We start from the raw sequence: 23,503 nt of genomic DNA, 5'->3' as shown, positions 1-23,503 counted from the left end.
AAATGGTACAAAAATCGAAGCCGCCAGCTGCTGCCAGTGAACCCGAGCGCCGCGGCCAACCCAAGCGCCGCGGCCGTCCACGCGCCTACGAGCCCGACGTTGCACTCGGCAAGGCGCTCGACCTGTTCCGCAGGCAGGGTTTTGCCGCGACCTCGCTCGATGATTTGAGCGAAGCGACCGGAATGAACCGCCCGAGCCTCTACGGCGCCTTTGGCGACAAGCGGGAGCTCTACATCAAGAGCTATCAGCGCTACCGCGAGGACGCGCGGGCTTCCATGGCCGCGATCTTCCGCGAGGAGATGCCGGTGCGTCAGCGGCTGGAACGCATCTTCGCCTCCGCGCTCAACATCTATCTCTCCGGCGAGACCGGTCCGCGCGGCTGTTTTACGGTGGTGACCGCGGCGTCAGAAGCCGTAGGCGATCCCGAGATCCGCGCCATGGTGCTCGATGGTCTGACCGAGCTCGACAAGGCCTTTGCAAACTGCTTCCGCCGCGCCAAGGAGAACGGCGAGTTGCCGGAGAGCGCCGATCCGGTCGTGCTGGCGCAGATCGCATCAGCCACCGTCCACACCATCGCCATCCGCTCGCGCGCGCGCGTGGCGCGCAAGGAGCTGGAGGCGATCGTGAAGGGCGCGATCGATGTGATGGTGGGGGCCAAGCAGTAGACGTCGTCCCGGACAATGCGCCCAAAGCGCGCGCAGATCCGGGACCCATAGCCCCAGGGAGCGGTTTGGCGAAGATTCGCAGTTGAAGAGTCTTCGAGACGAACACCGCGCGCTATTGGTAGATCACGCGGTTTGGGTCCCCGCCTTCGCGGGGACGACAGTGAGTATGCTGCGCGATCCTGCGTCCAGCTACGCCGCGCGGATCTGCGCGAGGAAGCGATCCACCTCGTCCCGCAGTCGCTGCGACTGCTTCGACAGCTCGATCGCCGAACCCAGCACCTCCTCGGCCGCCGTGCCCGTTGCGGCGATGCCGGCAGTGACACCGGAGATGTTCTGCGAGACCTCGCCGGTGCGGGCAGCCGCCTGCTGGACGTTCTGTGCGATCTCCTGCGTCGCCGTGCCCTGCTGGCCGACGGCTGCGGCGATCGCGGCGGAGATTTCGTCGACCTGCTGGATCGTCGCGCAGATCGACTGGATGCCGTCCACAGCGCCTGATGTCTCGCCCTGCACCGCGTTGACCTGTGCCCCGATCTCTTCGGTCGCCTTCGCCGTCTGCGTCGCCAGTGCCTTGACCTCGGAGGCGACCACGGCAAAGCCGCGGCCGGCTTCGCCCGCGCGCGCCGCTTCGATCGTCGCGTTCAGCGCCAGCAGGTTGGTCTGGCCCGCGATGCCGTTGATGAAGGAGACGACGTCACCGATCTTTTGCGCCGCGTCCGCCAGGCTCTGCACGCGCTCGTTCGAGCGCCGTCCGTCGCTCGCGGCCTTGCCCACCACTTCGGTCGCGTGGGCGAGGCGCCGGCTGATCTCGGTCATCGACGAGGACAGCTCCTCCGCCGCCGCCGCGACGGTCTGCACATTCTCCGAGGCCAGTGTCGAGGCCGACGACACCGCGCGCGTCTGCTGTCGGGACTGCTCGACGATGGCCGACATCGACCGCGCCGTATGCTCCATCTCGACCGCAGCCGAGGACACCGTGGTGACGACGTCGCGGATGCTGGCCTCGAAATTGTCGGCAAGCGCAGCGAAGGCGCGCCGCTTCTCCGCTTCGGACTGCGCCTTGGCCTCCAGCTGCTCGGCCTGAAGCTTGCCAAAGCTGACGGCGTTGTCGCGGAACACCGCGACCGCCTTCACCATCGCCCCGACCTCGTCATTCGCCTTGCTGGCGGGGATGGTGACGTCGGTCCGGCCGTCTGCGAGCTCGCGCATGACGGACGTGATGGAGAGGATCGGACGCGAGATGCTGCGGGCGATGAGATAGCCGACGATGGCGGCAAGTACGAGCCCGATCGCGGCGATCGCGATCGCGAGCATCCAGGCGCGGTCGGCCGAGGCCTCGTAATCGGCATTGTCCATCACCAGCTCGACGGCGCCGAGCGGCTTTCCGGAAAAATCCTTGATCGGTCCGAGCAGCGCTGCCACCGGCGTGTTGTCGAGCTTGGCCCGCTTCACCGTGAAGCTGCCTGTGGTAGCGCGGCCGTAATCGGCCGCGTCGAAGAAGCTCTTGCCCTTCAGCGTGCCGCCGAACAGCTTGAAGCCCGAGCCGTCGGCGAGGTGGAAGGCGACGTCGACATGGCGGTTGGTCTTGAAATCGTCGAGGAAGGACTGGCCGAAGGTCAGGCCGAATTCGACCGAGCCGAGATGCTTAGCCCCTTGCGCGATCGGCACCACGCCGCGGATACCGAGCCCGGCGACGCCGCCTTCGAGGCCGACCACGACCTTGCGATCCTGGTTGGCGACGACGACGGTCTTGCGGAATCCACTGAGGTCGTCGCCGAACTTGGCGGGCTGGTGCACGCGCAGGAACGAGGTCGCTGGCGCCACATGGAACTGGAACTGCTCGACACCGTATTCCGATTTGGTCGCGGCAAAGACCGGCCCGAACAGGGCTATCAGGGCGTTGCGGTCCTGCTTGGCCATCGCATCCTGCGTCGCCGGCATCGCGGCCACGACCGTGCTCATGGCGGCGGCCCGGTGCGATTCCTCGGCGATGCGCGACTGAAGGGCATCATAATGGCTCTGCAGCTCGCGCTGGTCGGCGCGGTCGATGATCCCCGCGATGATCCACATCGCCCCGAGCACCGCAAACAGGGCGGTTGCCGCCGCCGTCACCGCGAGGGCAACCGTGATCCGCATCCTGAGGCCGAGGCTCGCGCGCATGTTCGACTCGTTGTTTGAGCGTTGGTTAACAACGCTTATCAACTTCTCGCTAAGAGAGGGTGAACGGGATACCGGCGGAGCGCTGTGGTTGTGGGGGAGCGGGATGCGGCCAAGAGCACAGCTGTCGTCCCCGCGCACGCGGGGACCCATAACCACAGGGAGAAGTTTGGCGAAGACTGGTCGCTCGGTACTGCAATTGTGCGCGATCGATAGATCACGCGGTATGGGTCCCCGCGCCCGTGCGCAATTGCGCACTAGGCGGGGACGACGGCGAGTATAAGGCGCGCGGGCGCCTCCCCGGACAGCCGAGCCTCAATACCCCCTGGTCCGGTCCACCACGTTCTCCAACGCGCCGCCGGCCTCGAACCGTGCGATCTGCTCGGCGACATAGGCCGAGATCGCGTCCGCGTCGGTGTCGGCTGCGTTGTGGGGCGTCAGCACCACCTTGGGATGGGTCCAGAACCGGCTGTCCGCCGGCTGCGGCTCCTGCACGAAGACGTCGAGCGAGGCGGCGCCCAGCGTGCCGTCGTCGAGGCAGGCGAGGATGTCGGCCTCGTTCTGCAAGCCCCCGCGGCCGGCATTGATCAGCACCGGCGCGCCGAGCGGGCTGTTGCGGTTGAGCTTGGTGAAGACGTCGCGGTTGAGGATGCCGTGCGTGTCGGGCGTCAGCGGCAGCAGGCAGACCAGGATGTCGGTCTTGCGCAGGAAGGCATCCATGCCGGCGGTGCCATGGAAGCATTCGACGCCGTCGATCGTGCGCGGGCTGCGGCTCCAGCCGGCGACGCGGAAGCCGAGCCGGCGCAGCACGTCGGCCGCATCCGCTCCTAACGTGCCAAGCCCCATGACGCCAACCGTGACCGCGCTCGCAGGCCATTGATATTTCGGCTCCCAGCGTTTTGCCCGCTGCGAGTCCCGCAAATAGAGCTCCTGGCGGTGATGCATCAGCACGTGCAGCACGACATATTCAGTCATGCGGCCGGTCAGGTCGGGTACGGCGACCCGGACCAGCGGCACATCGGGCAGGCTCTTGTCCGCCATCAGCGCATCGACGCCGGCGCCGAGATTGAAGATCGCCCGCAGATTGGGGAAGGCGCCGAGATCGCCGGGCACCGGCTTCCACACCGTGGCATAGTGCACCTCGGCGGGATCGAGCGTGGAATCCGGCAGCAGCACCACACGGCGGCCGCCGCAGACAGCATCAAACCGGGCCTTCCAGCGCTCCGGCAACCAGTTCTGCTGCGTGCTGTTGATCAGGACGGCCAGTGTGCCCTTGGTCATTCGAAGTGCCTCGTCGGGTTCCGCTTACGAAGGCCCTCCTTGGCACGATCTGCCGGATTTTTCTCGCAAATTTTTTGCGCAGTCCTGTCGGGGCGGGGCATATTGGCGCGTCTTTAGAACAGACGAGGAAAGTGTCGCCTATGCTTTATGCCATCCTTTGCTATCACGATGAGGACTTCGTCGGCTCCTGGAGCAAGGAGCAGGACGAGGCCGTGATGAAGAAGCTCGCCGTGGTGCAGGAGAAGCTCACCCAGCAGGGCCGGCTCGGGCCGGTCGCGCGGCTGCTGCCGACCACGGCAGCTGCGACCTTGCGCAAGGAAGATCCGCCGCTGGTGCTGGACGGCCCTTATGCCGAGACCAAGGAGCAGCTGCTCGGCTTCTACATCGTCGACTGCAAGAATCTCGATGAGGCGCTCGACGTCGCCCGCGACCTTGGCGCTGCCAATCCCGGCGGCGCATATGAGGTGCGTCCCGTCGGCGTGTTCCGGCCCGGAGGAAACCTGACGTGAGCGAGACCGATACCTCCTGGATCGAGACCGCGCTGACCTCGGCGCGACCCCAGGCGGTCGGCGCGTTGCTGCGTTATTTCCGCGATCTCGACACCGCCGAGGAGGCGTTCCAGAACGCCTCCCTGCGCGCGCTCAAGTCCTGGCCGCAGAACGGGCCGCCGCGCGATCCCGCGGCCTGGCTGATCATGGTCGGCCGCAATGCCGCCATCGACGAGGTGCGCCGAACCCGCAAGCAGCAGCCGCTGCCGGAGGACGATCAGGCGATCTCCGATCTCGACGACGCCGAAGGCGCGCTGGCCGAGCGGCTGGACGGCTCGCACTACCGCGACGACATCTTGCGGTTGATGTTCATCTGCTGCCATCCGCAATTGCCGGCGACGCAGCAGATCGCGCTGGCGCTGCGCATCGTCTCGGGCCTCACCGTGAAGCAGATCGCGCGCGCCTTCCTGGTTTCGGAAGCGGCGATGGAGCAGCGCATCACCCGCGCCAAGGCGAAGGTCGCCGAAGCCGGAACGCCGTTCGAAGCGCCCGGCGCAATCGAGCGCTCCGAGCGGCTCGCCGGTGTCGCGGCGATGATCTATCTGATCTTCAACGAGGGCTATTCGGCGAGCGGCGACACCGCGGAGATCCGCAAGCCACTCTGCGAGGAGGCGATCCGGCTGGGGCGCCTGCTGCTCAGGCTGTTTCCGAGCGAGCCGGAGATCATGGGGCTCACGGCGCTCATCTTGCTGCAGCATGCACGCAGTGCCGCGCGCTTTGCCGCCGACGGCTCGCTGATCCTGCTGGACGACCAGGACCGTTCGCTTTGGAACAGCACCATGATTGCGGAAGGGCTGGCGCTGATCGACAAGGCGATGCGGCATCGCCGCAGCGGGCCCTATCAGATCCAGGCCGCGATCGCTGCATTGCATGCCCGCGCGCCGACGCCGGAGGAGACCGACTGGGCGCAGATCGACCTGCTCTATGGCGCACTCGAGCTCGTGCAACCGTCTCCGGTGGTGACGCTCAACCGCGCGGTCGCGGTCTCGAAGGTGCAAGGGCCGCAAGCCGCGCTCGATCTGATCGAGCCGCTTGCGCCGAAGCTCGCCAACTACTTCCATTTCTACGGCGTGCGCGGCGCCTTCCTGATGCAGCTCGGCCGCAACGACGAGGCGCGTGTCGCCTTCGACCGCGCCATCGCGCTTGCCAACACATCCGCAGAGGCGGCCCACATCCGCATGCACATCGATCGCCTGATCCGGGACAGCCAGCCGAAGTCCGGCGCGCGGCAGAGCGCGAAAGTGAAGTGACGGCGTACGCGTCATTCCGGGATGGTCCGAAGGACCAGACCTCAGGTGCGCACTTGCGCACCGGGGAATCTCGAGATTCTCAGGTGCGCAATAGCGCACCATAGTTCACCCTTCGGGTGCCCCGGAATGACGGCAGAATAATTTCGTCTTCAATTGTCGGCCTCCGCCGTTTCCGTTCGTCCTAAGCCCGTATCCACGGAGCTCCTCATGCTGAAAGCCGTTGCCATTATCGCCATCCTGCTCGCCGCCGGACTTGCGGGCGTCCTTGCCTTTGCCCTGACAAAACCTGACACCTTCCGCGTCGAGCGGAGCCTCGCGGTGAAGGCGCCGGCCGGTGCGATCTATCCGCAGGTCGCCGATTTCCGCCGCTGGACCAACTGGTCCCCCTATGAGACCCGCGATCCCGCCATGAAGCGTACCTTCGGTGGATCTGAGGGAGGCAAGGGCGCGACCTATGCCTGGGACGGCAACAACAATGTCGGCGCCGGCCGCATGGAGATCCTCGAGGCGACCGGGCCGTCCAAGCTTCGCATCAAGCTCGATTTCGAGCGGCCGTTCGAAGGTCACAACACCGCCGAGTTCACCTTTGTGCCGCAAGGCGATGCCACTCTGGTCACATGGGCGATGTACGGTCCGGCTCCGTTCATGTCCAAGATCATGCAAGTGTTCATCAACATGGACAGCATGATCGGCAAGGATTTCGATGCCGGCCTCATCAGCCTGAAGAAGCTCACCGAGAAGCAATAAGCCTCACTGCAAACGAAGAGGAGAGAAACGATGCTCAACGCTTATCTGTTCTATCAGGACACCTGCGAAGCTGCGTTCAACTTCTACGCCAAGGTCCTTGGCGGCAAGATCGACGCCATGATGCGGTCATCGGAGGCGCCGCCGGACATGCCCGCCGCGCCCGGCCGCGAGAAGATGATCATGCATGCGCGGATGTCATTGCCCGACGGCAGCGTGCTGATGGCTTCCGACGCGCCGCCGGAGCATTTCGCCAAGCCGCAAGGCTTTTCGATCTCACTCACGGTCAAGGACCCTGCAGATGGCGAGCGTAAGTTCAACGCGCTCGCCGATGGCGGCAGCGTCACCATGCCGTTCAGCAAGACGTTCTGGGCCAAGGGCTTTGGCATGTGCGTCGACAAGTTCGGCATTCCCTGGATGGTGAACTGTCCGGCCGAAGGGATGTGACAGGCGCGAGCCTGCATGATCTGTTGAGTCGCAATCCCCTCTCTGCACTGTCGCGGGAGAGGGGACGCCTGGATTTATCGCGTCATACCCGGATCGGTCGTGAGCTCGCTCAACGGATCGATCCGGTCGCGTCCTCGCTTTGTTGCGGCGACTGAACGCAGCGAGGGCAGATCACGAGCTTGGTGCCGAGCTGCTTGTCGTTCTCGGCTTCGATCTCGTCATGGATCGCCCACCACGCCTCCGAGTATGGCCGCAAGGTGCCGAGCACTCGTTCCCGTTCCTGATTGGGATCACTTGCCGCGGGCGCGGGGTTCGTCGCGCGCCGTTTCGCGACATGCGGGCGGTTCGAGCCTTTGTTGGGGTCCTGGCCAAGGCCATCCCATGCGATCGGGCGACGCTCCTGCGCCGATGCGACTGCACATCCAAGCAGCGCTGTGCAGAAAGTAAGCAAAATGAAGCCGCGTCGTATCATGCCGGACCCAAAGTTCGATGCGCAAATGCGCAAGCTTCCGCACGGGAAACTTGCATCGCATCAGTCAAATGGAACTTAAGGCAAACGATTGGCCGGCGTGGCCGAGGAATGAACGCACGATTCGCATCACTTTGCGGGAGCAGTGAGGCCGCTTCGTGAAACCATGCGGACTGCATCGCACAACAATTGACGCAATATTGGGCTGTAATCTGCACGTCAGAATCGCTATTGGTGACTCACAAAATCTAAAAAGCTGGGGTGGACGTCACTTGGAAGGGGAGCGACCGATGGCGGCGGCGCTACAGATCAATTTTGCCCTGTGGGGGATGCTTATCTGCGTCAGCATGAAGCTGGGGCCGGTGATCCAGACTCTTTACTGACGGCAGCCAAAGCGTGATGGCGTGGAGACGCCGGTGCGCACATTGGGTGCGAGCACAGGGAACCTGCCGTGTGGCCTCGGGCCGGCCAAGCCAAATGCCTTTGATGTGACGCAACGCGGTTCACAGAACTCATTCACGTCACATGCGTGGCGGCTGCCACATTCGTCAGCGGCAGCGCGGATAGATCGCGGCGAGATCGCGCCCCTTGAGCAAGAGCAGCCGCGAGGTGAGGCCGCCACGGCGGCTGATCCAGTCGCGCACTGGGCCGGGATAGGCGGCAAGCACCGCGACCGATGCTTCCGGCTCGGCATAAAAGCGCCCGCGCCGGTCGACCGAACGTGCCGCATGGAAGCCGAGCACGGCGCGCTTGGTGACGCAGATGCGCTCGCCCGGCACGATGCTCAGCACCAGGGTGCAGGCAGACAGGCAGGGACCATCGATCACCACGCGCTCGCCGCTCTCGCGCACCTTCTCGAACAAATCGAGGAACGGCCCCACCTGTCCGCCCGGAGACTGGATGATGCGGATTTCAGCGGACGCGGGCGCGGTGGCGAGCATCGCGAATGCTAGCATCAGGGCGTTGAGCAAAGAGATGCGTCGCATGAACCACTCCACAAACTCGATTCCGAAGGGTGGGCAAAGCGTAGCGGGCCCACCATTGGAACCGCAAATTCCGGAGATGTGGCGGGCACAGCGCTTGCGCGCCTTTGCCCACGCTACAATTTCTGGACCTACCCGTTGCGGCGCTGGCCGCGCAGCGTGGGCAGGCCGATACCTGCAGCATCGAAGCCGCCATCCACGGCCAAAATTTGGCCGGTGATGTAGCTCGCATTTGCCGAGCACAGGAAGTAGATCGCTTCCGCAAGCTCCTCCTCCAGGCCGTAGCGGTTGAGCGGAATGGCGTCGTGATAGTCGGCGCGGATCTCCTTGGTGTGCACCTGCTTCGCCATCGCGGTGTCGACCGGTCCCGGCGCGACTGCGTTGACGCGGATGTTGAGGGAGGCGAGTTCGACAGCGAGCTGCTTGGTCAGGTGTGCGAGTCCGGCCTTGCTGGTGCCGTAGGCCGAGCGCAGCGTCGAGGCGCGCACCGCCGAGATCGAGGTGATGTTGACGATGGCGCCGCCATGGCCCTCGCGCATCAAGGGAACCGCGGCCTTGGTGCAGAGGAACGGGCCGGTGAGATTGACCTCGAGCACGCGGCGCCAATCGGTCTCGGACGTCTCCATCAGCGGCGCGAACACCGCGATGCCGGCATTGTTGACCAGTGCATCCAGTCGGCCGAACCGGCGCTCGACCGCCTCCATTGCATCGCTCACCGCGGCGGCGTCCGAGACGTCGCAGGTCAGCGCCAGCGTCGCCTCGTCCTGACCGATCTCCGTGACGGCGCGGCCGAGCAACTCGCCCTCGATATCGAGCAGCGCCACGCGCCAACCCTCGGCCAGGAACTTCTTCGCGGTCGCAAGCCCGATGCCGCGGGCGGCTCCGGTGACGACAGCGATTTTTTGCGGGGCTTGCGGCATGGGAGATTTGTCCTCGAGTAGCATATGGGCGCAGGAGTGCAGGCTCCTTTTACTGCGCTTTTGTGCTGACGAGGAAGGGGCAGGCGAGGGCTGCGTGCAGCTGGAAAAATGCCAAATCCGTCACCTGAGGCGGCCGCCTCGAAGGATGACGAACATGGCGGGGAAGTCGTCCTTACGCCAGCTCCGCCGAGGCACGCTGCATGTTGGCCGACATGTCCGCGGTCACGATGCTCTGCTCCTCGACCGCGGCTGCGGTGGAGGCGATGAACTCGTTGACGCCTGCGATCGCGGCCTTGATCGCGGTCAGGGAGTTCGCGACGTCGCCGGAGATGGTGTTCAGCGCGTCGATTTCGGACGTGATCGTGTCGGTCGCCTGCTTGGCCTGGCTCGCGAGGTTCTTCACCTCGGACGCGACCACCGCAAAGCCGCGTCCCGCTTCGCCGGCGCGGGCCGATTCAATCGTGGCGTTGAGCGCGAGCAGATTGATCTGGCTGGTGATGCCCGAGATCATCTCGACGATGCCGCTCATGGCCTGTGCGGCGGCCGTCAGCTTCTGGGCCTGGCCGTCGGCGGACTCGACCCTTGTGGTCGCGACCTTGGACGTCTCGCGCGACTTCGTCATGGTCTCGGAGATTTCGCGGATCGATGCGCTCATCTGCTCGCTGCCGGCGGCGACCGCCTCGATCATCCCGCGCGCGTTGTCGGCCTTCTTGCGGCCGATCGCCTGCGCGGTGATGTCGGTGGCGTATTTCACCACCTTGTACGGCTTGCCGTTGAGATCGAAGATCGGGTTGTAGGACGCCTGGATCCAGATCTCGCGGCCCCCCTTGGCGATGCGCTTGTATTCGGCGGCCTGGTATTCGCCGCGATTGAGCGCTTCCCAGAACTGGCGGTAGGCGGCCGAATTCTTCTCGTTCGGCTCGACGAACATGGAATGGTGCTGGCCCTTGATCTCGGCCAGCGCATAGCCCATCGCCTTCAGGAAATTCTCGTTGGCGGTGCGGATCGTGCCGTCCATGTTGAACTCGATCACCGCCTGCGACTTCTGGATCGCGGCGAGCTGGCCGTCATTGTCGGCCGCCTTCATCTTCTGCGCGGTGACGTCGGTGGCGAACTTCACCACCTTGAGCGGCCTGCCCATCTCGTCGAGGATCGGGTTGTAGGTCGCGAGGATCCAGATTTCCTTAGCCCCCTTGCCGAGCCGCTTGTATTCGGCCGCCTCGAACTGGCCGCGGTTCAGCCGCGCCCAGAAATCGGAATAGGCCGAGCTCGCGCGATCCTCCGGCGTCACGAACATGCTGTGGTGCTTGCCCTTGATCTCGTCGAGCGAGTAGCCCATCGCATTGAGGAAGTTCTCATTGGCGGTGACGATGGTGCCGTCCATGTTGAACTCGATCACGGCCTGCGCACGGCCGATCGCGGCGAGCTTGCCGGCCTCCTCCATGGCCCTCATCTTGTAGGCCGTGATGTCGGTGGCGAACTTGATGAAGCTGACCACCTTGCCGCTCTCGTCGCGCAGCGGCGCGTAGGAGGCGTGGACCCAGACCTCCTTGCCGTTCTTGCCGTAGCGCCGGTATTGCGTGGTCTGGAACTCCCCGCGGTTCAGACTGGCCCAAAAATCGCGGTAGCGAGCGCTCTCGCGCTCGGCCGGGCTGACGAAGATGCTGTGGTGCTTCCCCTTGATCTCGGCAAGCGTGTAGCCGCTCATCTTGAGCAGGTTCTCATTGGCATCGAGGATGGTGCCGTCGAGATCGAATTCGATCACGGCCTGCGAGCGATCGAGCGCTTCGACCTCCGCGATGGCGTGCCTGACTTTCTTGCTTTGGAAATTGAACACGTGAGCCCCGCAATATTCTGGTGATAATCGGGAGCATGGTCGTCGTGCCCCTCTGAGACAAAAAGTTGCATGCTCTTCTTGAGCATCTGTAAACTTTGACGAAAACCGTGACGGGTTCGGCGTTCTCGCTTGCGTGGATCATCTATTTCAACTTGCGAGCGTTCTGGCTTCATGTGCACGGAGCCGTTCATAGACGGGCGGTATTTTTACGGAACTGCGCAGGCATCATTTTCGCGGCGTGTTGCCGCAGGCCGGGTCTGTTCGTTGTCGGCTTGGACAATCGCGAACCGTCTTTCATCGGGATGCCGCCACGGAGACGATCGATGCCTGACGACAATGAGCGCATGATTCGGAGCCTGTTCGCCGCCTACCTCGCCAACGACCGGCAACAAGTGAGCGATGCGCTCGCCGACGATTTCCGTTTCACCAGCCCGTTCGACGACGAACTCGACAAGCCGACCTATTTCGAACGCTGCTGGAAGGATACCGGCTGGATCGCGCGTCACGAGATCGAGCGCATCTTCGTCCGTGGCGACGAGGCCTTCGTCACCTATCGCTGCCAGGCAACGGACGGCAGGAGCTTCCGTAACACCGAGTTCTTCACCCTGGCCGGGGGCAAGGTTCGCCGGATCGAGGTCTATTTCGGAGCAGCCCGCCAGGACGGTCGTTTCCTGCCCCAGCCGCGCTAGGGCCGGGCCCCTCCAGATTATTTCCGCGGGCGTGTCGGTTCCGTGAGGGTTCGTTCGTCTTGAAGGCGAGCGGGCCTGCGCCTCACGGCGCATCCCGGAACCACCGCAGAAGCCAGGATACGGACCCATGCGATTCATGATGTTGATGATCCCGCTCGGCTACGAGGCCGCGCCGCCGGACGTCCAGCTCGATCCCGAGCGCGTCGCGGCGATGATGCGCTACAACGAGGCGCTGAAGGACGCGGGCGTGCTGATTACGCTCGATGGCCTGCATCCGCCGTCGATGGGCGCGCGGGTTTCGTTTGCGACCGGCGAGCCTGTCGTGACCGACGGCCCATTCACCGAAGCCAAGGAAGTCCTTGGCGGCTATTGGATGATCGAGGTCGCCTCGCGCGCCGAGGCGATTGCCTGGGCGAAGAAGTGTCCGGCTTCGGCCAATGAGATCATCGAGATCCGGCAAGTCCAGGAGATGAGCGACTTTCCGCCCGACGTGCAGGAGGCCGCGGCCGGTTTCGGCGACCTGAAGAGGTAGCCACAGCGATCGCGATGAAATCGCGTCTGTCATCATTCAATCAGCAAGGAGAGAACCGATGAGCACCGAACATAAATTCCTCGCCGTCTATCTCGGCAGCATGAGCGGCGAAAAGATGAAGGCCTGGCATGCGATGCCGGAGGCGGAACGGAAGGCAAAAGAGCGCGAGGGCATGGCCGCCTGGCACGGCTGGGTCGAGAAGCACAAGGACGTCATCGTCGAGATGGGCGGCCCGCTCGGCAAGACCCGCCGGATCGACGGACGCGGCATTGCCGAGATCAGCAATGCGCTGACCGGCTTCACGGTGGTACGGGCCGCCTCACAGGAGGAAGCTGCAAAACTGTTCGAGAACCATCCGCATTTTGCGATCTTCCCGGGCGAGGCGATCGAGGTCATGCCCGTGCTGCCGATACCGCAGATGTAGCTGCGGACGAGGCCAATTCCGGGTGCGATGCCGTCGCTCCGGCCCGGCATCGACCGTGAAAGTACGGGGTTAATCACGCCCGATTCCTGCTAGTGACCTTCCTCGCCGGCTCATGTAAAGATCGTTCACATGAGCTGGCGCAAGGAGCAGCGCCGCGCCGAGCGCGGCTATCACCACGGAAATCTGAAGGAAGCCCTGTTGCAGGCCGCTCTCGGGCTGATCGCCGAGAAGGGCGCGGCCGGCTTCACCTTCGCCGATGCCGCACGCATGGCCGGCGTCAGCGCAGCGGCGCCTTATCGGCATTTCCGGGACCGTGACGAGCTGTTGTCCTCGATTGCCCAGCGCGGCTTCGAGCAGTTCGAGCAGCGCCTGACCGCGGCCTGGGACGACGGGCGTCCCGACACGGTCACCGCGTTCGAGCGCGTCGGCAAAGCCTATCTCGCCTTCGCCCGTGAGGAGCCCGCGTTCTACAACGCGATGTTCGAATCGGGCGTGCCGGTCGATGCCAATCCCGCACTTCAGGCCGCCAGCGAACGCGCCTTCAACATCATTCGCGCTGCAGCCGAGCGGCTCGCGGCGCTGACGCCGCCGGGTACGCCGCGGCCGCCGGCGATGATGATGGCGCTGCACATCTGGTCGATGGCGCACGGCGTGGCCTCGCTCTTCTCCCGTGGCGACGCCGCGCGACGAAAACTGCCGATGTCGCCGGACGAACTGCTCGAGGCCGAGGTGCTGATCTATCTGCGCGGTCTCGGCTTCCCGACCGACCGCCGTCCTGCAGGCAAGGGCGCCGAGCCGCCGCCGGTGCCGCCGGAGGCGTCCTCCGGTTCAGGCGTGCCGCCCGGCGGCACTCCAAGTGGTCCTTGGGGCAAGCCGAAATAAAATTACGCAGATAATCACGCGGGCGTGTCTGGCGGCCAGCTTGACAAAATCGCGGGATGGTCTAGCTATGTAAATGTTATTTACATTCACAACGGCGCTGGTGCCGTGATGGAGATGGGAAATGGCCTACACCGCTGACGTTAATCGCTGGCGCGGCCCTTCGGACCAATATCAACAGTACGAACGTCCCCGCATGCTCGATACGCCCTGGCATCCCGGCTGGATCGCCGTGACCATCCTCGGCTTCATCATCTGGTGGCCGATCGGACTTGCCCTTCTCTTTTTCACACTCGGGAGCAGAAGAATGTCGTGCTGGAGCCACCAAGATCGCTGGCAGAACAAGATGGAAAAGATGCAGTACAAGATGGACCGCATGCGCGGCCGCATGGAGCGCCGCGGCTTCGGCTTTGGCTTCGGCCCCCCGTCCTCCGGCAACCGCGCCTTCGACGAGTACCGCTCTGAAACGCTGCAGCGGCTCGAGGAGGAGCAGGTCGAGTTCAAGAACTTCCTCGACCGTCTGCGTCACGCCAAGGACAAGGAAGAGTTCGACCAGTTCATGGCGCAGCACAAGACGCGTCCGACCCCGCCGCCGACCGACCAGCAGCAGGGCTGACCTTCAAGGCTGACACCTCTCAAAGCCTTCAGGCCCATGCCCCCAAAGTCCTGATGGCCCCGAGCCGCCCGTCTGCGCAACCCGCAGGCGGGCGGTTTGGTTTTTGGGATCTGCTTCGATTCTCTCGCGTGCGCGAGAGCAGGCATCGGCCGGCTTCGGCCGCCATCGTTGCTCGCATTGCTCGTCGTGCCGCGCCTAGCCCTGTCGCGAGGTGCAGGTTGCAATTTATCGACGTAGCAACTGATAATCACTAGACCGGACGTTGCTGCGAATGCCGCCAGATTGCGGCGATGTGGCCTGTCCGGAAAATCGAATCTCCTCTTGCAACCAAAGGGTGTTGTGCATAATCTTGGGGACGTTTTTCAATCGATGATATTTGGCTGAATATTAGGGAGTATTTTCGTGCGGATCGTAACGATCGTTCGGAAAGTAGCCCCTCGCTGCTATCCCAATTACCTCAAGGCTTTTGAAGACGGCGACGAAATCTTCGACCGCTTCAAGATCAACACTCCGCTTCGCATCGCGCACTTCCTCGCTCAGGCGCTATATGAAACCGGCCGCGGTACGGTTCTGTTCGAGAGCCTCAAATACAAAACCACGGCGCGACTTCTCGAGATTTTCGGCATCGGCCATCATAGCGCGGCCATCCGGCCCGACGAGGTCGATCAATATCTCAACAATGATCGTGCCTTGGCCGAGCGCGTCTATGGACTGGGTAATCCGAAGAAGGCGAAGGAGCTCGGCAATACCAAGCAAGGAGACGGATACAAATATCGCGGCGGCGGCCTGTTGCAGACGACGGGCGGCGCCAACTACCTGCGCATGGGCAAGCTCGCCGGCGTGGACTTCTACAATAACCCGGATCTGATTGTCTCACCCGAAGCGGCTCTGCTTCCCGCGCTGCACGAATGGAATGAGGGAGGCCTGAACGCGTATGCGGATCGGAACGATATCCGCACAATCACGCGGCTCATCAACGGTGGCTACAACGGCCTGAGCGGTCGCACGGAGCTCTTCGAGGTCGTGTGGAGCGCAATAGGCAAGAGCGGCGCGAACCAGGTGGCCTGGAAAGCCGCAACCACGTCGGATGAAACGCGCGAGCTTCAGGAGGCCCTGAACGATCTCGGGGCTGAGCCGGCGCTTGTCGTGGATGGACGATATGGTCCCGCCACCGCGCAGGCGGTCGAGTGGTTTCAAAACCACGCCAAGATCCCGGTCGATGGAAATGCAGGCGTGGTGACGCAGGCGGCGTTGAATCTCCGCCTGAATTCCCGCACGGCTTCAGAGCGCCCCTGAGAGCGTGCCGCCTTTGACGCGCGAAGTTCGCCGGAGCTTCGCGAATAGATGTCTCGATTATTGAGGGCCGAATTTTAGCAAGTTTCATTACACAGAAGGAATTGAGCATGACCGACGGCGAAAAGATGCTGAAGCTGGCCGAGTCCCGTATCGGCGAGAAATACGTCAATGTCTGCGTTCCCAAGAACAACAAGAACTGGCACGGTCCATGGGACTGCGCGGAGTTCATGTCCTGGTTGGTGTGGCAGGTCGGTGGATTCCTGTACGGATGCGTCGACGACAACGGCAATCCTGCGACGGTCGAGGCCTATACGGGCGCCTGGAAGAGCGATTCACAAAAACTTGGAAAGCGCGTGCCGTGGCGGCAGGCAGCTTCAACGGTGGGAGGAATTCTTCTCCGCTACCCGCCCGGACCGGGCATGATGGGGCACATCGTCGTTTGTGACGGCGAGGGCGGCACCGTGGAGGCGATGGGCACCGCCTATGGCGTTCGTCGCGGCAAGGTGTCGGGCCGGAATTGGGATACCGGCGTCCTGCTGCCGAACTTTACGTATGGGGCGGCGGGTGGAGCACTCGACCTGGCTGAGCCGAGCCTGCTGTATGCGCTTGGGCAGCCGAACATGAAGGCGTCCGTCATTCGGGACATTCAACGCGCTTTGAAAGAGCTGGGATTCAATCCGGGGCCGATCGACGGTGAATATAATGACCTGACGGTGGCGGCGGTCGCAGCGTTTCAGGCGACCAAAGGACTCATTGTCGACGGACAGGTAGGACCGCAGACCGCAAAACGGTTGAAGATCGAACTCTAGGGATCGGCGGATTCTTTCACCTGCCGCGCGCGCGACGGAAGCGTCCCGGCGCCATGACTGGCGCCGGGCTGCATCGCATGATCGCCAGCTTCAGCGCGCGGTGGCGAGCTGCGCGTGAACCGAAGCCAGGAAGTGTTCGTAGGCGTGATCCACGATCTCGTTGAGCGATCGCGTTCGTGCGAACATCGCCTTGGCCTCAGCGAGAAACTCCTCGCGGGTCGGTATCTTCGGCAGATGCAGGTGCGTCAGCGCGTCGACGCCGTCATGCGCGCGATTGAGGATGTCGTGCAGCGTCGGCAGCTGCAGCTGGGTCGGGTCGGCGCGGTGCAGCGCCGAAGAGATCGCATGTGCGAGCTTCGGCGCGTCGAACCGCCCGGCAAGCTCGCGGGCGGCCCGATTGATGACGCGGGCGCCGAGCGGCTGCTCGTTGCGCAGCACCTGTTCGGGCGGCGCCTTCATGTTCCAGACGATTCCGAACCAGGACAACACCTTCAGCACGTAATAGGTGACGTCGATCTCCCACCAGCGAAAACCCTGCCGCACGCTGCTCTGATAGGCGTGGTGATTGTTGTGCCAGCCCTCGCCCATAGTGAGCAGCGCCAGCAGCCAGTTGTTGCGGGAATCATCGCCCGTCACGTAGCGCTTGCGTCCGTGCACATGGGCCAGCGAGTTGATGCAGAAGGTCGCGTGATAGACCAGCACCGTGCTCCACAGGAAGCCGACGATCAGACCCGACCACCCCGCCGCCAGGAAGCAGAGCGCCGCAAGCACAAAGGCCGGCAGCAGCTCCAGCCGATGCAGCCACATCAGCTCGGGAAAGACCGTGAGATCGCCGACTTTCACGAGATCAGTGCCGTCGTGCTCCCGGTAAAAGATCCAGCCGAGATGGCTGTACAGGAAACCGCGCTGACGCGGCGAATGCACGTCCAGTTCGGTGTCGGAATGCAGATGATGATGCCGATGCTTGGCCGCCCACCACAACACGCTCTTCTGCGCGGTGCTTTGCGCGAGGAAGGCCAGGATGAACTGAAACACGCGGCCGGTCGCGAAAGCCCGATGCGAGAAATAGCGGTGGTAGCCGGCGCCGATCGCAAACATGCGCACGACATACAGCGCCCCACAGATCGCGACGGCCTGCCACGTGACGCCTGACCAGATCGCCGCAAAGCAGCCGAGATGGACCAGCACGAACGGTATTGCGGAGGGGTACATGACGTCGTCGTGGTGGTCGTCGGCGGGCGCGTTGGGCAACATGTTTCAGCGTGACCTCAGGTAACGGGGGATCCGGAATTCGCATCGGCAGCACCGAGGGCTGCCGGGTACGAAAAACCCGCGGATGGCGGACCACCGCGGGGCTCGAGCGAGCTGCTTTGCGTGTTCATCCCGGCCAAAGCAGCATCAGCCGAAAATTCGACTGACTATATGGTCGCGGATGGCTGGCATGCAAGCTCGTAGCCTCACGGGGAGCTGCGGCATGGTGCTCAGGTAGTCATGGCGGCCGCCGCGTGGCGCGCGGGTTGTCCTCGGCCTATATTCGACACGTGAAGGAAGCACCAAAGCACCGGAGGCGGCCTTGATGGCAGCTGCTACCGCGACGAACGATCGCCTCTGGCAGAACATACGCGAGGAGGCGCAGCGCGCCTGCGCATCCGATCCCGTCTTCGGCAAGTCGCTTGCCGATGCGGTGCTGGCGCATGATCATTTTGCCGCGGCTCTGGCCGATCTGATCGGGCGCAGGCTTGGCGGCAACGCCGCCGGGCAGGCACGCTTCACGGCCTTTTCTATCGACGCCTTTCGTGGCGCGCCGGAATTGATCGAAGCGGCCGGCCGCGATCTGCGGGCGATCGTGCAGAGCGATCCTGCCATTACCGGCCTGTTGGCGCCGCTGCTGCAATTCAAGGGCTATGTCGCGCTCCAAGCCTGGCGCGTCTCGAACTGGCTCTGGCGTCATGACCATCGCGATGCGGCGCTGCTGTTTCAGAACGAGGCGTCAAACCTCCTGCAGGTCAGCATTCACCCGGCAGCCAGCATCGGCTCGTCCGTGTATCTCGACCACGCCACCGGCATCGTGATCGGCGCCAATGTGGTGATCGGCGACGACGTCACCATCCTCCAGAATGTCAGCATCGGCCGCAGCAGCGAGATGCCGACACGCTCGCCGCGTATCGGCCGCGGCGTCTTCATCGGCGCCGGCGCGACCATCCTCGGCGACATCGAGATCGGCGATTTCGCCAAGATCGGCGCCGGGACGGTCGTGACTTTCGATGTTCCCGGCGGCTGCACCGCGGTCGGAAATCCTGCGCGATTGACCAATTGTCCCGAACCCGCTTCCGCGGCCTGAGGCGCCGTCACGTCATGAGATGCGGACGCGACCTGATTAGCAGCGAAGGCACGGCCGCCGAGGTCTGCCCCCGGCGATATCCCGTTGCCTCAGGCGGCGCGACGATGGCTCTCGCCGCCATGCTGGGGCGTGACCGGTTCCGAGCTGGTCTGGCCCGGCGCATCCAGCACCGCGACGTGATGACGATAGACCATCTCCCAGCCCTTCCATCCCGTGAACAGGAGGATGCCGACCACGATCAGGGAGAGCACCACGCCCCACGGCTTGATCGCAGCCTCGGCGCCTTGCGCGTAGCGCAGGTAGAAATTGATCAAGGCCAGCACGACCGCCGCGAGATTGCCGACCATGTGGTACCAGGCATCGTTGAGGCGGCGGATGCGGGGCTCGCTGAAGAAGTCCGTAAAGCCGGCCACGGCCGCGACGAGCGCCATGACGATGCCAGCCCCGATCAGCCACATCGCGGCTCTGGCCCAGAAATTGTCGCCGGTTCCGATGAAGGCCAGATCGGCGATGGGCGCGCCGACCAGGCATGCGACCGGGAACGGGATGAGCATGGGGTGCAGCGGGTGATCGCCGATCGCGGCGGTCGTCTTGGGGTTGATGGACATGGCAACACCTCGCGGAAAGTGATTTTTGGGACAATTTTTCGGGCGAGGGGTGGTTCCTCCGGACCAGGTGTCCGGGACACAAGCCGATCCAACTGCCTGCGCCGCCTACCTTTCCCGCAGCCAAATTCGCCTGCGGTAACCTCGCATTAACCAACGCCGGGCTCTGGTAAGGGCGGACAGTCGCGCCCAAAGCCCGAAGTCGGGGCCCGTCAAGGCCCGGGGCCAAAGGCCCATAGTTTTGACATCTTGGCAGGGAATGCAGACGGCCGGCTTTGGACGAGCCCCTGCACCCAGAAAGACAAGGCTTTGAGCGGGCTTGCCGGCCGCGCCGGTTCTAGCGCGGCCATTGGGGAACCGGCAGCCATTTGCTGGCCGGCACATCGGGTAACGATCGCCTTGAGAGGATACTGCTTATGAATCCGGCCGACGTGGCTCAGTCAGCCCTTCCGGTTGCCGCTTCCGCGGACGTGTCGCTGATCGCGCTGTTCTGGCAGGCTCACTGGATCGTGAAAGCAGTGATGCTGGGACTTTTGTCCTGCTCGGTCTGGGTCTGGGCGATCGCCATCGACAAGATCTTCCTGTTTGCCCGTACCCGCCGCTCGATGGACCGTTTCGAGCAGGCGTTCTGGTCCGGCGAATCGATCGAGGAACTCTATCGCACCCTCTCAGCCAAGCCGACGCATTCGATGGCGGCCTGTTTCGTGGCGGCGATGCGCGAGTGGAAGCGCTCGTTCGAGAACCAGGCCCGCTCGGTCGCCGGCCTTCAGATGCGCATCGACAAGGTCATGAACGTCTCGATCGCCCGCGAGGTCGAGCGGCTTGAACGCCGCCTGCTGGTGCTTGCGACCGTCGGCTCCGCCGGCCCCTTCGTCGGCCTGTTCGGCACCGTCTGGGGCATCATGTCGAGCTTCCAGTCGATCGCGGCGTCGAAAAATACCTCTCTGGCGGTGGTGGCTCCGGGCATCGCGGAGGCGCTGTTTGCGACCGCGGTCGGCCTTATCGCCGCCATTCCTGCCACTATTTTCTACAATAAGTTCACTTCCGAGGTGAACCGGCAGGCCCAGCGGCTCGAGGGCTTCGCTGATGAATTTTCCGCCATCCTGTCGCGTCAGATCGACGAGCGGGGCTGACGGGCGGCATGTATAGTGTGAAGGGCAATTTGGGCACGCGATCATGGCGATGAACGTTGCGAGTTCGTCCGGAGGCGGCGGGCGCCGTGGCCGGCGCAAGCCCGTCGTGGCCGAGATCAATGTCACGCCGATGGTCGACGTGATGCTGGTGCTGCTCATCATTTTCATGGTGTCGGCGCCGATGCTGACGGTCGGCGTGCCGCTCGACCTGCCGCAGACCCAGGCCAAGAGCCTCGAAAACAACGACCAGAAGCCGATCCAGATGTCGATCGACATCAAGGGCAAGGTGTTCATCAACGACGCAGAGATCGCGATCAACGAGCTGGTGCCCAAGCTGAAGGCGATCACCGACGCGCGCGGCGGGCTCGAGGAACGCATCTATCTGCGCGCCGACAAGAAGGCGGATTACGGCACGGTGGCCAGGGTGATGGGCCAGTTGTCCGGTGCCGGATTCAAGAAGCTCGCCCTCGTCACGGAAGCGGATCAGGGGTAGGCCGTGAAGGTGAAGGTCGACAAGACACTCGTTGCGTCGATTGCCCTGCATGTCCTCGTGCTGGGATGGGGGCTGGTCACCTTTAGCAGCAAGGCCTACGTCGCGCCGGAAGAGTCACTCCCGATCGACATCATCTCGACCGATCAGCTCGCGAAGATGATGGCCGGGCAGAAGACCGGCAAGAAGGAAGAGCCCAAGCCCAAGGTCGAGAAGATCGCCGAGCCCAAGCCGGAGGAAGACGCCGTCGGCAAGGTCACGGAGAAGAAAGAGCTGATCAAGACCAATTCGCAGCCAGAGCCGCCGCCGAAGCCGGTCGAGAAGCCGGTGGAGAAGAAGCCCGAGCCGCCGAAGCCTGTCGCCGAGGCGAAGCCGAAGGAAGAGCCGAAGCCGCAGGAAAAGAAGCCTGATCCGGCCAAGGAAGATCCGATCGCCGAGCTGCAGAAGAAGCTCGAGACCAAGAAGCCGCCGCCCAAGCCCGTGGAGCAGAAGGTTGCGGCGGTGCAGCCGCAGCAGCAGCCCAAGCCCAAGGAGCGCAGCTTCGATCCCGCGCAGATCCAGCGCGACCTCGACAAGCGTGCCGCGACCCGGCACGAGCTCACGGGAACGGCGCTGAACGCGTCGGCCTCGCTGGGATCGGCGACCGGCACTGCCGCCAACAACATTGCGACCTGGCGCGGTGCGTTCCAGGCCGCGGTCAAGCGCTGCTTCACGCCGACCTATAACGGGCAGGACGCCGACCAGTACGAAGCCGACATCGACATTCCCATGAAGATCGACGGATCGCTGGCGTCCGAACCCATCGTGGTCGCGGTGAGGGGGCCGTCGCGGTCGATCGCCCAGGCGGTGGCGGAGAGCGCCAGGCGCGCCATCGTGCAGTGTCAGGTCTACGCGTTCATGCCGAAGCAGCAGTACGAGAGCTGGAAGCTCATTCCGATGACTTTCGGCCTGAAAGATATGTTGTGACATCCGAACAAAAGAATTTTGCAATGAATGACGTCCGATCGATGAACCGCCGCCGCTTCATGACCCTGACCGGATCGACGCTCGCGATGCTCGGGGGCGGACAAGCCTTCGCGCAGGCCCAGCCGCGAATTCGTATCGACCCGACTGAGTTTCAGCCGATTCCGATCGCGATCACCGGCTTCGTGCCGGGCTCGCCGTCCGACGGTGACGTCGGCAACGGCGTCACGCAAGTCATCACCAACAATCTGAAACGCTCGGGCCTGTTCGCGCCGATCGATCAGGCCGCCTTCATCGAGCGCATCAGCAACATCGACGTCGCTCCGCAGTTCCAGAACTGGAAGACCATCAACGCGCAGGCCCTCGTCACTGGCCGCATGACGCGGCAGTCAGACGGACGGCTGAAGGCCGAATTCCGGTTGTGGGACGTGGTCTCCGGCCAGCAGCTTGCCGGGCAGCAATATTTCACCTCGCCGGAATATTGGCGCCGCATTGCCCACATCATCTCCGACCAGATCTACGAGCGGATGACCGGCGAGAAGGGCTATTTCGACAGCCGCGTGGTGTTCGTGGACGAAAGCGGCCCGAAGGAGCGCCGCGTCAAGCGGCTCGCGATGATGGACCAGGACGGCGCCAATGTGCGCTACCTGACCCGCGGCTCCGATCTCGTGCTGACGCCGCGCTTCTCGCCGAACTCGCAAGAGATCACCTATATGGAGTTCGGCCAGGGCGATCCGAAGGTCTATCTGTTCAACATCGAGACCGGCCAGCGCGAGATCGTCGGCAACTTCCCGGGCATGACCTTTGCGCCGCGGTTCTCGCCGGACGGCCAACGCGTCATCATGAGCCTGCAGCAGGGCGGAAATTCCAACTTGTTCGTGATGGATCTGCGCTCGCGCTCGACCACGCGCCTTACCGACACGCCGGCGATCGACACGTCTCCGTCTTACTCGCCGGACGGCACCCGCATCTGCTTCGAGTCCGATCGTGGCGGCAGGTCGCAGATCTATGTGATGGCCGCGGGCGGAGGACAGGCGCAGCGGATCTCCTTCTCCAAGGACGATACCAACGCCAGCTATTCGACCCCGGTGTGGTCGCCGAAGGGCGATTACATCGCCTTCACCAGGCAGGGCGGCGGGCAGTTCTCGATCGGCGTCATGAAGCCTGATGGCTCCGGCGAGCGGCTGCTCACCTCCGGCTTCCACAATGAAGGCCCGACCTTCTCGCCGAATGGCCGCGTGCTGATGTTCTTCCGCGATCCCGGCGGCAATGGCGGGCCGTCGCTGTACAGCGTCGACATCTCCGGCCGCAACGAGCTCAAGGTGCCGACGCCCGGCTTCGCCTCCGACCCGGCATGGTCGCCGCTGCTATCCTCCACGGCGGGCTGACAAGAGAGCGCTAAAACATCGCGCGTTCAGACCCGCGATG

At 63.8% G+C, this 23,503-nt stretch carries 25 protein-coding genes; 17 read left to right on the top strand and 8 right to left on the bottom strand.

Annotated features, from left to right (window positions below):
- Positions 1 to 2: 2 nt before the first annotated feature.
- On the top strand, positions 3 to 665 hold the full coding sequence (locus RAD04_RS09355) for a TetR/AcrR family transcriptional regulator (RefSeq protein ID WP_461623522.1): 663 nt from the start codon (positions 3 to 5) through the stop codon (positions 663 to 665).
- A 189-nt stretch (positions 666 to 854) separates the two neighbouring features.
- Here the strand turns inward: RAD04_RS09355 and RAD04_RS09350 are convergent, their stop codons facing one another.
- Together RAD04_RS09350 and RAD04_RS09345 are read right to left on the bottom strand one after the other, a co-directional pair.
- Positions 855 to 2,822, bottom strand: coding sequence for a methyl-accepting chemotaxis protein (locus RAD04_RS09350; RefSeq protein ID WP_461623521.1), 1,968 nt, complete (start codon positions 2,820 to 2,822; stop codon positions 855 to 857).
- A 312-nt stretch (positions 2,823 to 3,134) separates the two neighbouring features.
- Complete coding sequence (locus RAD04_RS09345) at positions 3,135 to 4,100, bottom strand: 2-hydroxyacid dehydrogenase (RefSeq protein WP_461623520.1); 966 nt, start codon at positions 4,098 to 4,100, stop codon at positions 3,135 to 3,137.
- 140 nt (positions 4,101 to 4,240) lie between these two features.
- Between RAD04_RS09345 and RAD04_RS09340 the strand changes: the two genes are divergently transcribed.
- The 4 genes from RAD04_RS09340 to RAD04_RS09325 all read left to right on the top strand — a co-directional run bounded on the left by RAD04_RS09340 (position 4,241) and on the right by RAD04_RS09325 (position 7,089).
- Positions 4,241 to 4,609 (top strand): YciI family protein, encoded by a 369-nt coding sequence (locus tag RAD04_RS09340; RefSeq protein WP_028140339.1) that lies wholly within the window; start codon positions 4,241 to 4,243, stop codon positions 4,607 to 4,609.
- A complete protein-coding gene (locus tag RAD04_RS09335) occupies positions 4,606 to 5,898 on the top strand; it encodes an RNA polymerase sigma factor (RefSeq protein ID WP_461623519.1) in 1,293 nt (430 codons plus the stop codon). The genes RAD04_RS09340 and RAD04_RS09335 overlap by 4 nt, the downstream gene beginning before the upstream one ends.
- A gap of 207 nt (positions 5,899 to 6,105) precedes the next feature.
- Entirely contained in the window at positions 6,106 to 6,645 is a 540-nt protein-coding gene (locus RAD04_RS09330) for an SRPBCC family protein (protein ID WP_461623518.1), read from the top strand.
- Between the two features lie 30 nt (positions 6,646 to 6,675).
- Positions 6,676 to 7,089, top strand: coding sequence for a VOC family protein (locus RAD04_RS09325; protein ID WP_461623517.1), 414 nt, complete (start codon positions 6,676 to 6,678; stop codon positions 7,087 to 7,089).
- 109 nt (positions 7,090 to 7,198) lie between these two features.
- Here the strand turns inward: RAD04_RS09325 and RAD04_RS09320 are convergent, their stop codons facing one another.
- From RAD04_RS09320 to RAD04_RS09305, 4 genes are all read right to left on the bottom strand, one after another.
- The gene (locus RAD04_RS09320; protein WP_461623670.1) at positions 7,199 to 7,561 is read right to left on the bottom strand and encodes a hypothetical protein; all 363 of its coding nucleotides are present in this window, start codon (positions 7,559 to 7,561) and stop codon (positions 7,199 to 7,201) included.
- Between the two features lie 545 nt (positions 7,562 to 8,106).
- Entirely contained in the window at positions 8,107 to 8,544 is a 438-nt protein-coding gene (locus RAD04_RS09315) for a hypothetical protein (RefSeq protein WP_461623516.1), read from the bottom strand.
- Positions 8,545 to 8,672: 128 nt separating this feature from the next.
- Positions 8,673 to 9,461 (bottom strand): SDR family NAD(P)-dependent oxidoreductase, encoded by a 789-nt coding sequence (locus RAD04_RS09310; RefSeq protein ID WP_461623515.1) that lies wholly within the window; start codon positions 9,459 to 9,461, stop codon positions 8,673 to 8,675.
- Positions 9,462 to 9,633: 172 nt separating this feature from the next.
- Positions 9,634 to 11,298, bottom strand: a complete 1,665-nt coding sequence (locus RAD04_RS09305) for a methyl-accepting chemotaxis protein (protein ID WP_461623514.1) — start codon at positions 11,296 to 11,298, stop codon at positions 9,634 to 9,636.
- 323 nt (positions 11,299 to 11,621) lie between these two features.
- On the opposite strand from RAD04_RS09305, the gene RAD04_RS09300 reads away from it, so the two are divergent.
- The 7 genes from RAD04_RS09300 (at position 11,622) to RAD04_RS09270 (ending at position 16,543) form a co-directional block, all read left to right on the top strand.
- Positions 11,622 to 11,987 (top strand): nuclear transport factor 2 family protein, encoded by a 366-nt coding sequence (locus tag RAD04_RS09300; RefSeq protein WP_461623513.1) that lies wholly within the window; start codon positions 11,622 to 11,624, stop codon positions 11,985 to 11,987.
- 127 nt (positions 11,988 to 12,114) lie between these two features.
- Entirely contained in the window at positions 12,115 to 12,519 is a 405-nt protein-coding gene (locus RAD04_RS09295; protein WP_091956420.1) for a YciI family protein, read from the top strand.
- 58 nt (positions 12,520 to 12,577) lie between these two features.
- Entirely contained in the window at positions 12,578 to 12,943 is a 366-nt protein-coding gene (locus RAD04_RS09290; protein WP_091956421.1) for a YciI family protein, read from the top strand.
- Between the two features lie 129 nt (positions 12,944 to 13,072).
- Positions 13,073 to 13,825 carry a TetR/AcrR family transcriptional regulator gene (locus RAD04_RS09285; protein WP_461623512.1) on the top strand — a complete coding sequence of 251 codons (753 nt, stop codon included), beginning with the start codon at positions 13,073 to 13,075 and terminating at the stop codon, positions 13,823 to 13,825.
- Between the two features lie 121 nt (positions 13,826 to 13,946).
- Positions 13,947 to 14,438: a DUF2852 domain-containing protein gene (locus tag RAD04_RS09280; RefSeq protein WP_028140327.1), complete on the top strand. Its 492-nt coding sequence runs from the start codon at positions 13,947 to 13,949 to the stop codon at positions 14,436 to 14,438.
- A gap of 402 nt (positions 14,439 to 14,840) precedes the next feature.
- Positions 14,841 to 15,734, top strand: a complete 894-nt coding sequence (locus tag RAD04_RS09275) for a peptidoglycan-binding protein (RefSeq protein ID WP_152102391.1) — start codon at positions 14,841 to 14,843, stop codon at positions 15,732 to 15,734.
- Positions 15,735 to 15,841: 107 nt separating this feature from the next.
- Positions 15,842 to 16,543, top strand: coding sequence for a peptidoglycan-binding domain-containing protein (locus RAD04_RS09270; protein ID WP_461623511.1), 702 nt, complete (start codon positions 15,842 to 15,844; stop codon positions 16,541 to 16,543).
- 90 nt (positions 16,544 to 16,633) lie between these two features.
- Here RAD04_RS09270 and RAD04_RS09265 read toward each other — a convergent pair whose 3' ends face one another.
- Positions 16,634 to 17,797, bottom strand: a complete 1,164-nt coding sequence (locus tag RAD04_RS09265) for an acyl-CoA desaturase (protein WP_461623510.1) — start codon at positions 17,795 to 17,797, stop codon at positions 16,634 to 16,636.
- Between the two features lie 322 nt (positions 17,798 to 18,119).
- Here RAD04_RS09265 and RAD04_RS09260 point away from each other — a divergent pair, with 322 nt between their 5' ends.
- Positions 18,120 to 18,884: a serine O-acetyltransferase gene (locus RAD04_RS09260; RefSeq protein WP_461623509.1), complete on the top strand. Its 765-nt coding sequence runs from the start codon at positions 18,120 to 18,122 to the stop codon at positions 18,882 to 18,884.
- A gap of 89 nt (positions 18,885 to 18,973) precedes the next feature.
- On the opposite strand, the gene RAD04_RS09255 is transcribed toward RAD04_RS09260, so the two are convergent.
- Entirely contained in the window at positions 18,974 to 19,492 is a 519-nt protein-coding gene (locus RAD04_RS09255; protein WP_461623508.1) for a DUF2231 domain-containing protein, read from the bottom strand.
- A 413-nt stretch (positions 19,493 to 19,905) separates the two neighbouring features.
- Here RAD04_RS09255 and tolQ point away from each other — a divergent pair, with 413 nt between their 5' ends.
- Genes tolQ through tolB form a run of 4 tightly spaced genes read left to right on the top strand, consistent with a single transcriptional unit; the run spans position 19,906 to position 23,463 of the window.
- Complete coding sequence (gene tolQ / locus RAD04_RS09250) at positions 19,906 to 20,622, top strand: protein TolQ (protein WP_018317771.1); 717 nt, start codon at positions 19,906 to 19,908, stop codon at positions 20,620 to 20,622.
- A gap of 43 nt (positions 20,623 to 20,665) precedes the next feature.
- On the top strand, positions 20,666 to 21,115 hold the full coding sequence (gene tolR / locus RAD04_RS09245; protein ID WP_018317772.1) for a protein TolR: 450 nt from the start codon (positions 20,666 to 20,668) through the stop codon (positions 21,113 to 21,115).
- A 3-nt stretch (positions 21,116 to 21,118) separates the two neighbouring features.
- Positions 21,119 to 22,078, top strand: a complete 960-nt coding sequence (locus RAD04_RS09240) for a hypothetical protein (protein ID WP_028140321.1) — start codon at positions 21,119 to 21,121, stop codon at positions 22,076 to 22,078.
- A gap of 41 nt (positions 22,079 to 22,119) precedes the next feature.
- Positions 22,120 to 23,463, top strand: coding sequence for a Tol-Pal system beta propeller repeat protein TolB (tolB, locus tag RAD04_RS09235; RefSeq protein WP_461617066.1), 1,344 nt, complete (start codon positions 22,120 to 22,122; stop codon positions 23,461 to 23,463).
- Positions 23,464 to 23,503 lie beyond the last annotated feature (40 nt).

The organism is Bradyrhizobium sp. 25ACV (genome assembly GCF_054863005.1).
This window is presented reverse-complemented; position numbering and strand designations above follow the sequence as displayed.

Coding starts and splice junctions, on each gene's coding strand:
- RAD04_RS09345 (WP_461623520.1), bottom strand. CDS start 4,100: ATGACCAAGGGCACACTGGCCGTCCTGATCAACAGCACGCAGCAGAAC.
- tolR (WP_018317772.1), top strand. CDS start 20,666: ATGGCGATGAACGTTGCGAGTTCGTCCGGAGGCGGCGGGCGCCGTGGC.
- RAD04_RS09295 (WP_091956420.1), top strand. CDS start 12,115: ATGCGATTCATGATGTTGATGATCCCGCTCGGCTACGAGGCCGCGCCG.
- RAD04_RS09260 (WP_461623509.1), top strand. CDS start 18,120: ATGGCAGCTGCTACCGCGACGAACGATCGCCTCTGGCAGAACATACGC.
- RAD04_RS09265 (WP_461623510.1), bottom strand. CDS start 17,797: ATGTTGCCCAACGCGCCCGCCGACGACCACCACGACGACGTCATGTAC.
- RAD04_RS09330 (WP_461623518.1), top strand. CDS start 6,106: ATGCTGAAAGCCGTTGCCATTATCGCCATCCTGCTCGCCGCCGGACTT.
- RAD04_RS09270 (WP_461623511.1), top strand. CDS start 15,842: ATGACCGACGGCGAAAAGATGCTGAAGCTGGCCGAGTCCCGTATCGGC.
- RAD04_RS09350 (WP_461623521.1), bottom strand. CDS start 2,822: ATGCGCGCGAGCCTCGGCCTCAGGATGCGGATCACGGTTGCCCTCGCG.
- RAD04_RS09300 (WP_461623513.1), top strand. CDS start 11,622: ATGCCTGACGACAATGAGCGCATGATTCGGAGCCTGTTCGCCGCCTAC.
- RAD04_RS09325 (WP_461623517.1), top strand. CDS start 6,676: ATGCTCAACGCTTATCTGTTCTATCAGGACACCTGCGAAGCTGCGTTC.
- RAD04_RS09290 (WP_091956421.1), top strand. CDS start 12,578: ATGAGCACCGAACATAAATTCCTCGCCGTCTATCTCGGCAGCATGAGC.
- RAD04_RS09310 (WP_461623515.1), bottom strand. CDS start 9,461: ATGCCGCAAGCCCCGCAAAAAATCGCTGTCGTCACCGGAGCCGCCCGC.
- tolB (WP_461617066.1), top strand. CDS start 22,120: ATGAACCGCCGCCGCTTCATGACCCTGACCGGATCGACGCTCGCGATG.
- RAD04_RS09255 (WP_461623508.1), bottom strand. CDS start 19,492: ATGTCCATCAACCCCAAGACGACCGCCGCGATCGGCGATCACCCGCTG.
- RAD04_RS09280 (WP_028140327.1), top strand. CDS start 13,947: ATGGCCTACACCGCTGACGTTAATCGCTGGCGCGGCCCTTCGGACCAA.
- tolQ (WP_018317771.1), top strand. CDS start 19,906: ATGAATCCGGCCGACGTGGCTCAGTCAGCCCTTCCGGTTGCCGCTTCC.
- RAD04_RS09340 (WP_028140339.1), top strand. CDS start 4,241: ATGCTTTATGCCATCCTTTGCTATCACGATGAGGACTTCGTCGGCTCC.
- RAD04_RS09320 (WP_461623670.1), bottom strand. CDS start 7,561: ATGATACGACGCGGCTTCATTTTGCTTACTTTCTGCACAGCGCTGCTT.
- RAD04_RS09355 (WP_461623522.1), top strand. CDS start 3: ATGGTACAAAAATCGAAGCCGCCAGCTGCTGCCAGTGAACCCGAGCGC.
- RAD04_RS09315 (WP_461623516.1), bottom strand. CDS start 8,544: ATGCGACGCATCTCTTTGCTCAACGCCCTGATGCTAGCATTCGCGATG.
- RAD04_RS09285 (WP_461623512.1), top strand. CDS start 13,073: ATGAGCTGGCGCAAGGAGCAGCGCCGCGCCGAGCGCGGCTATCACCAC.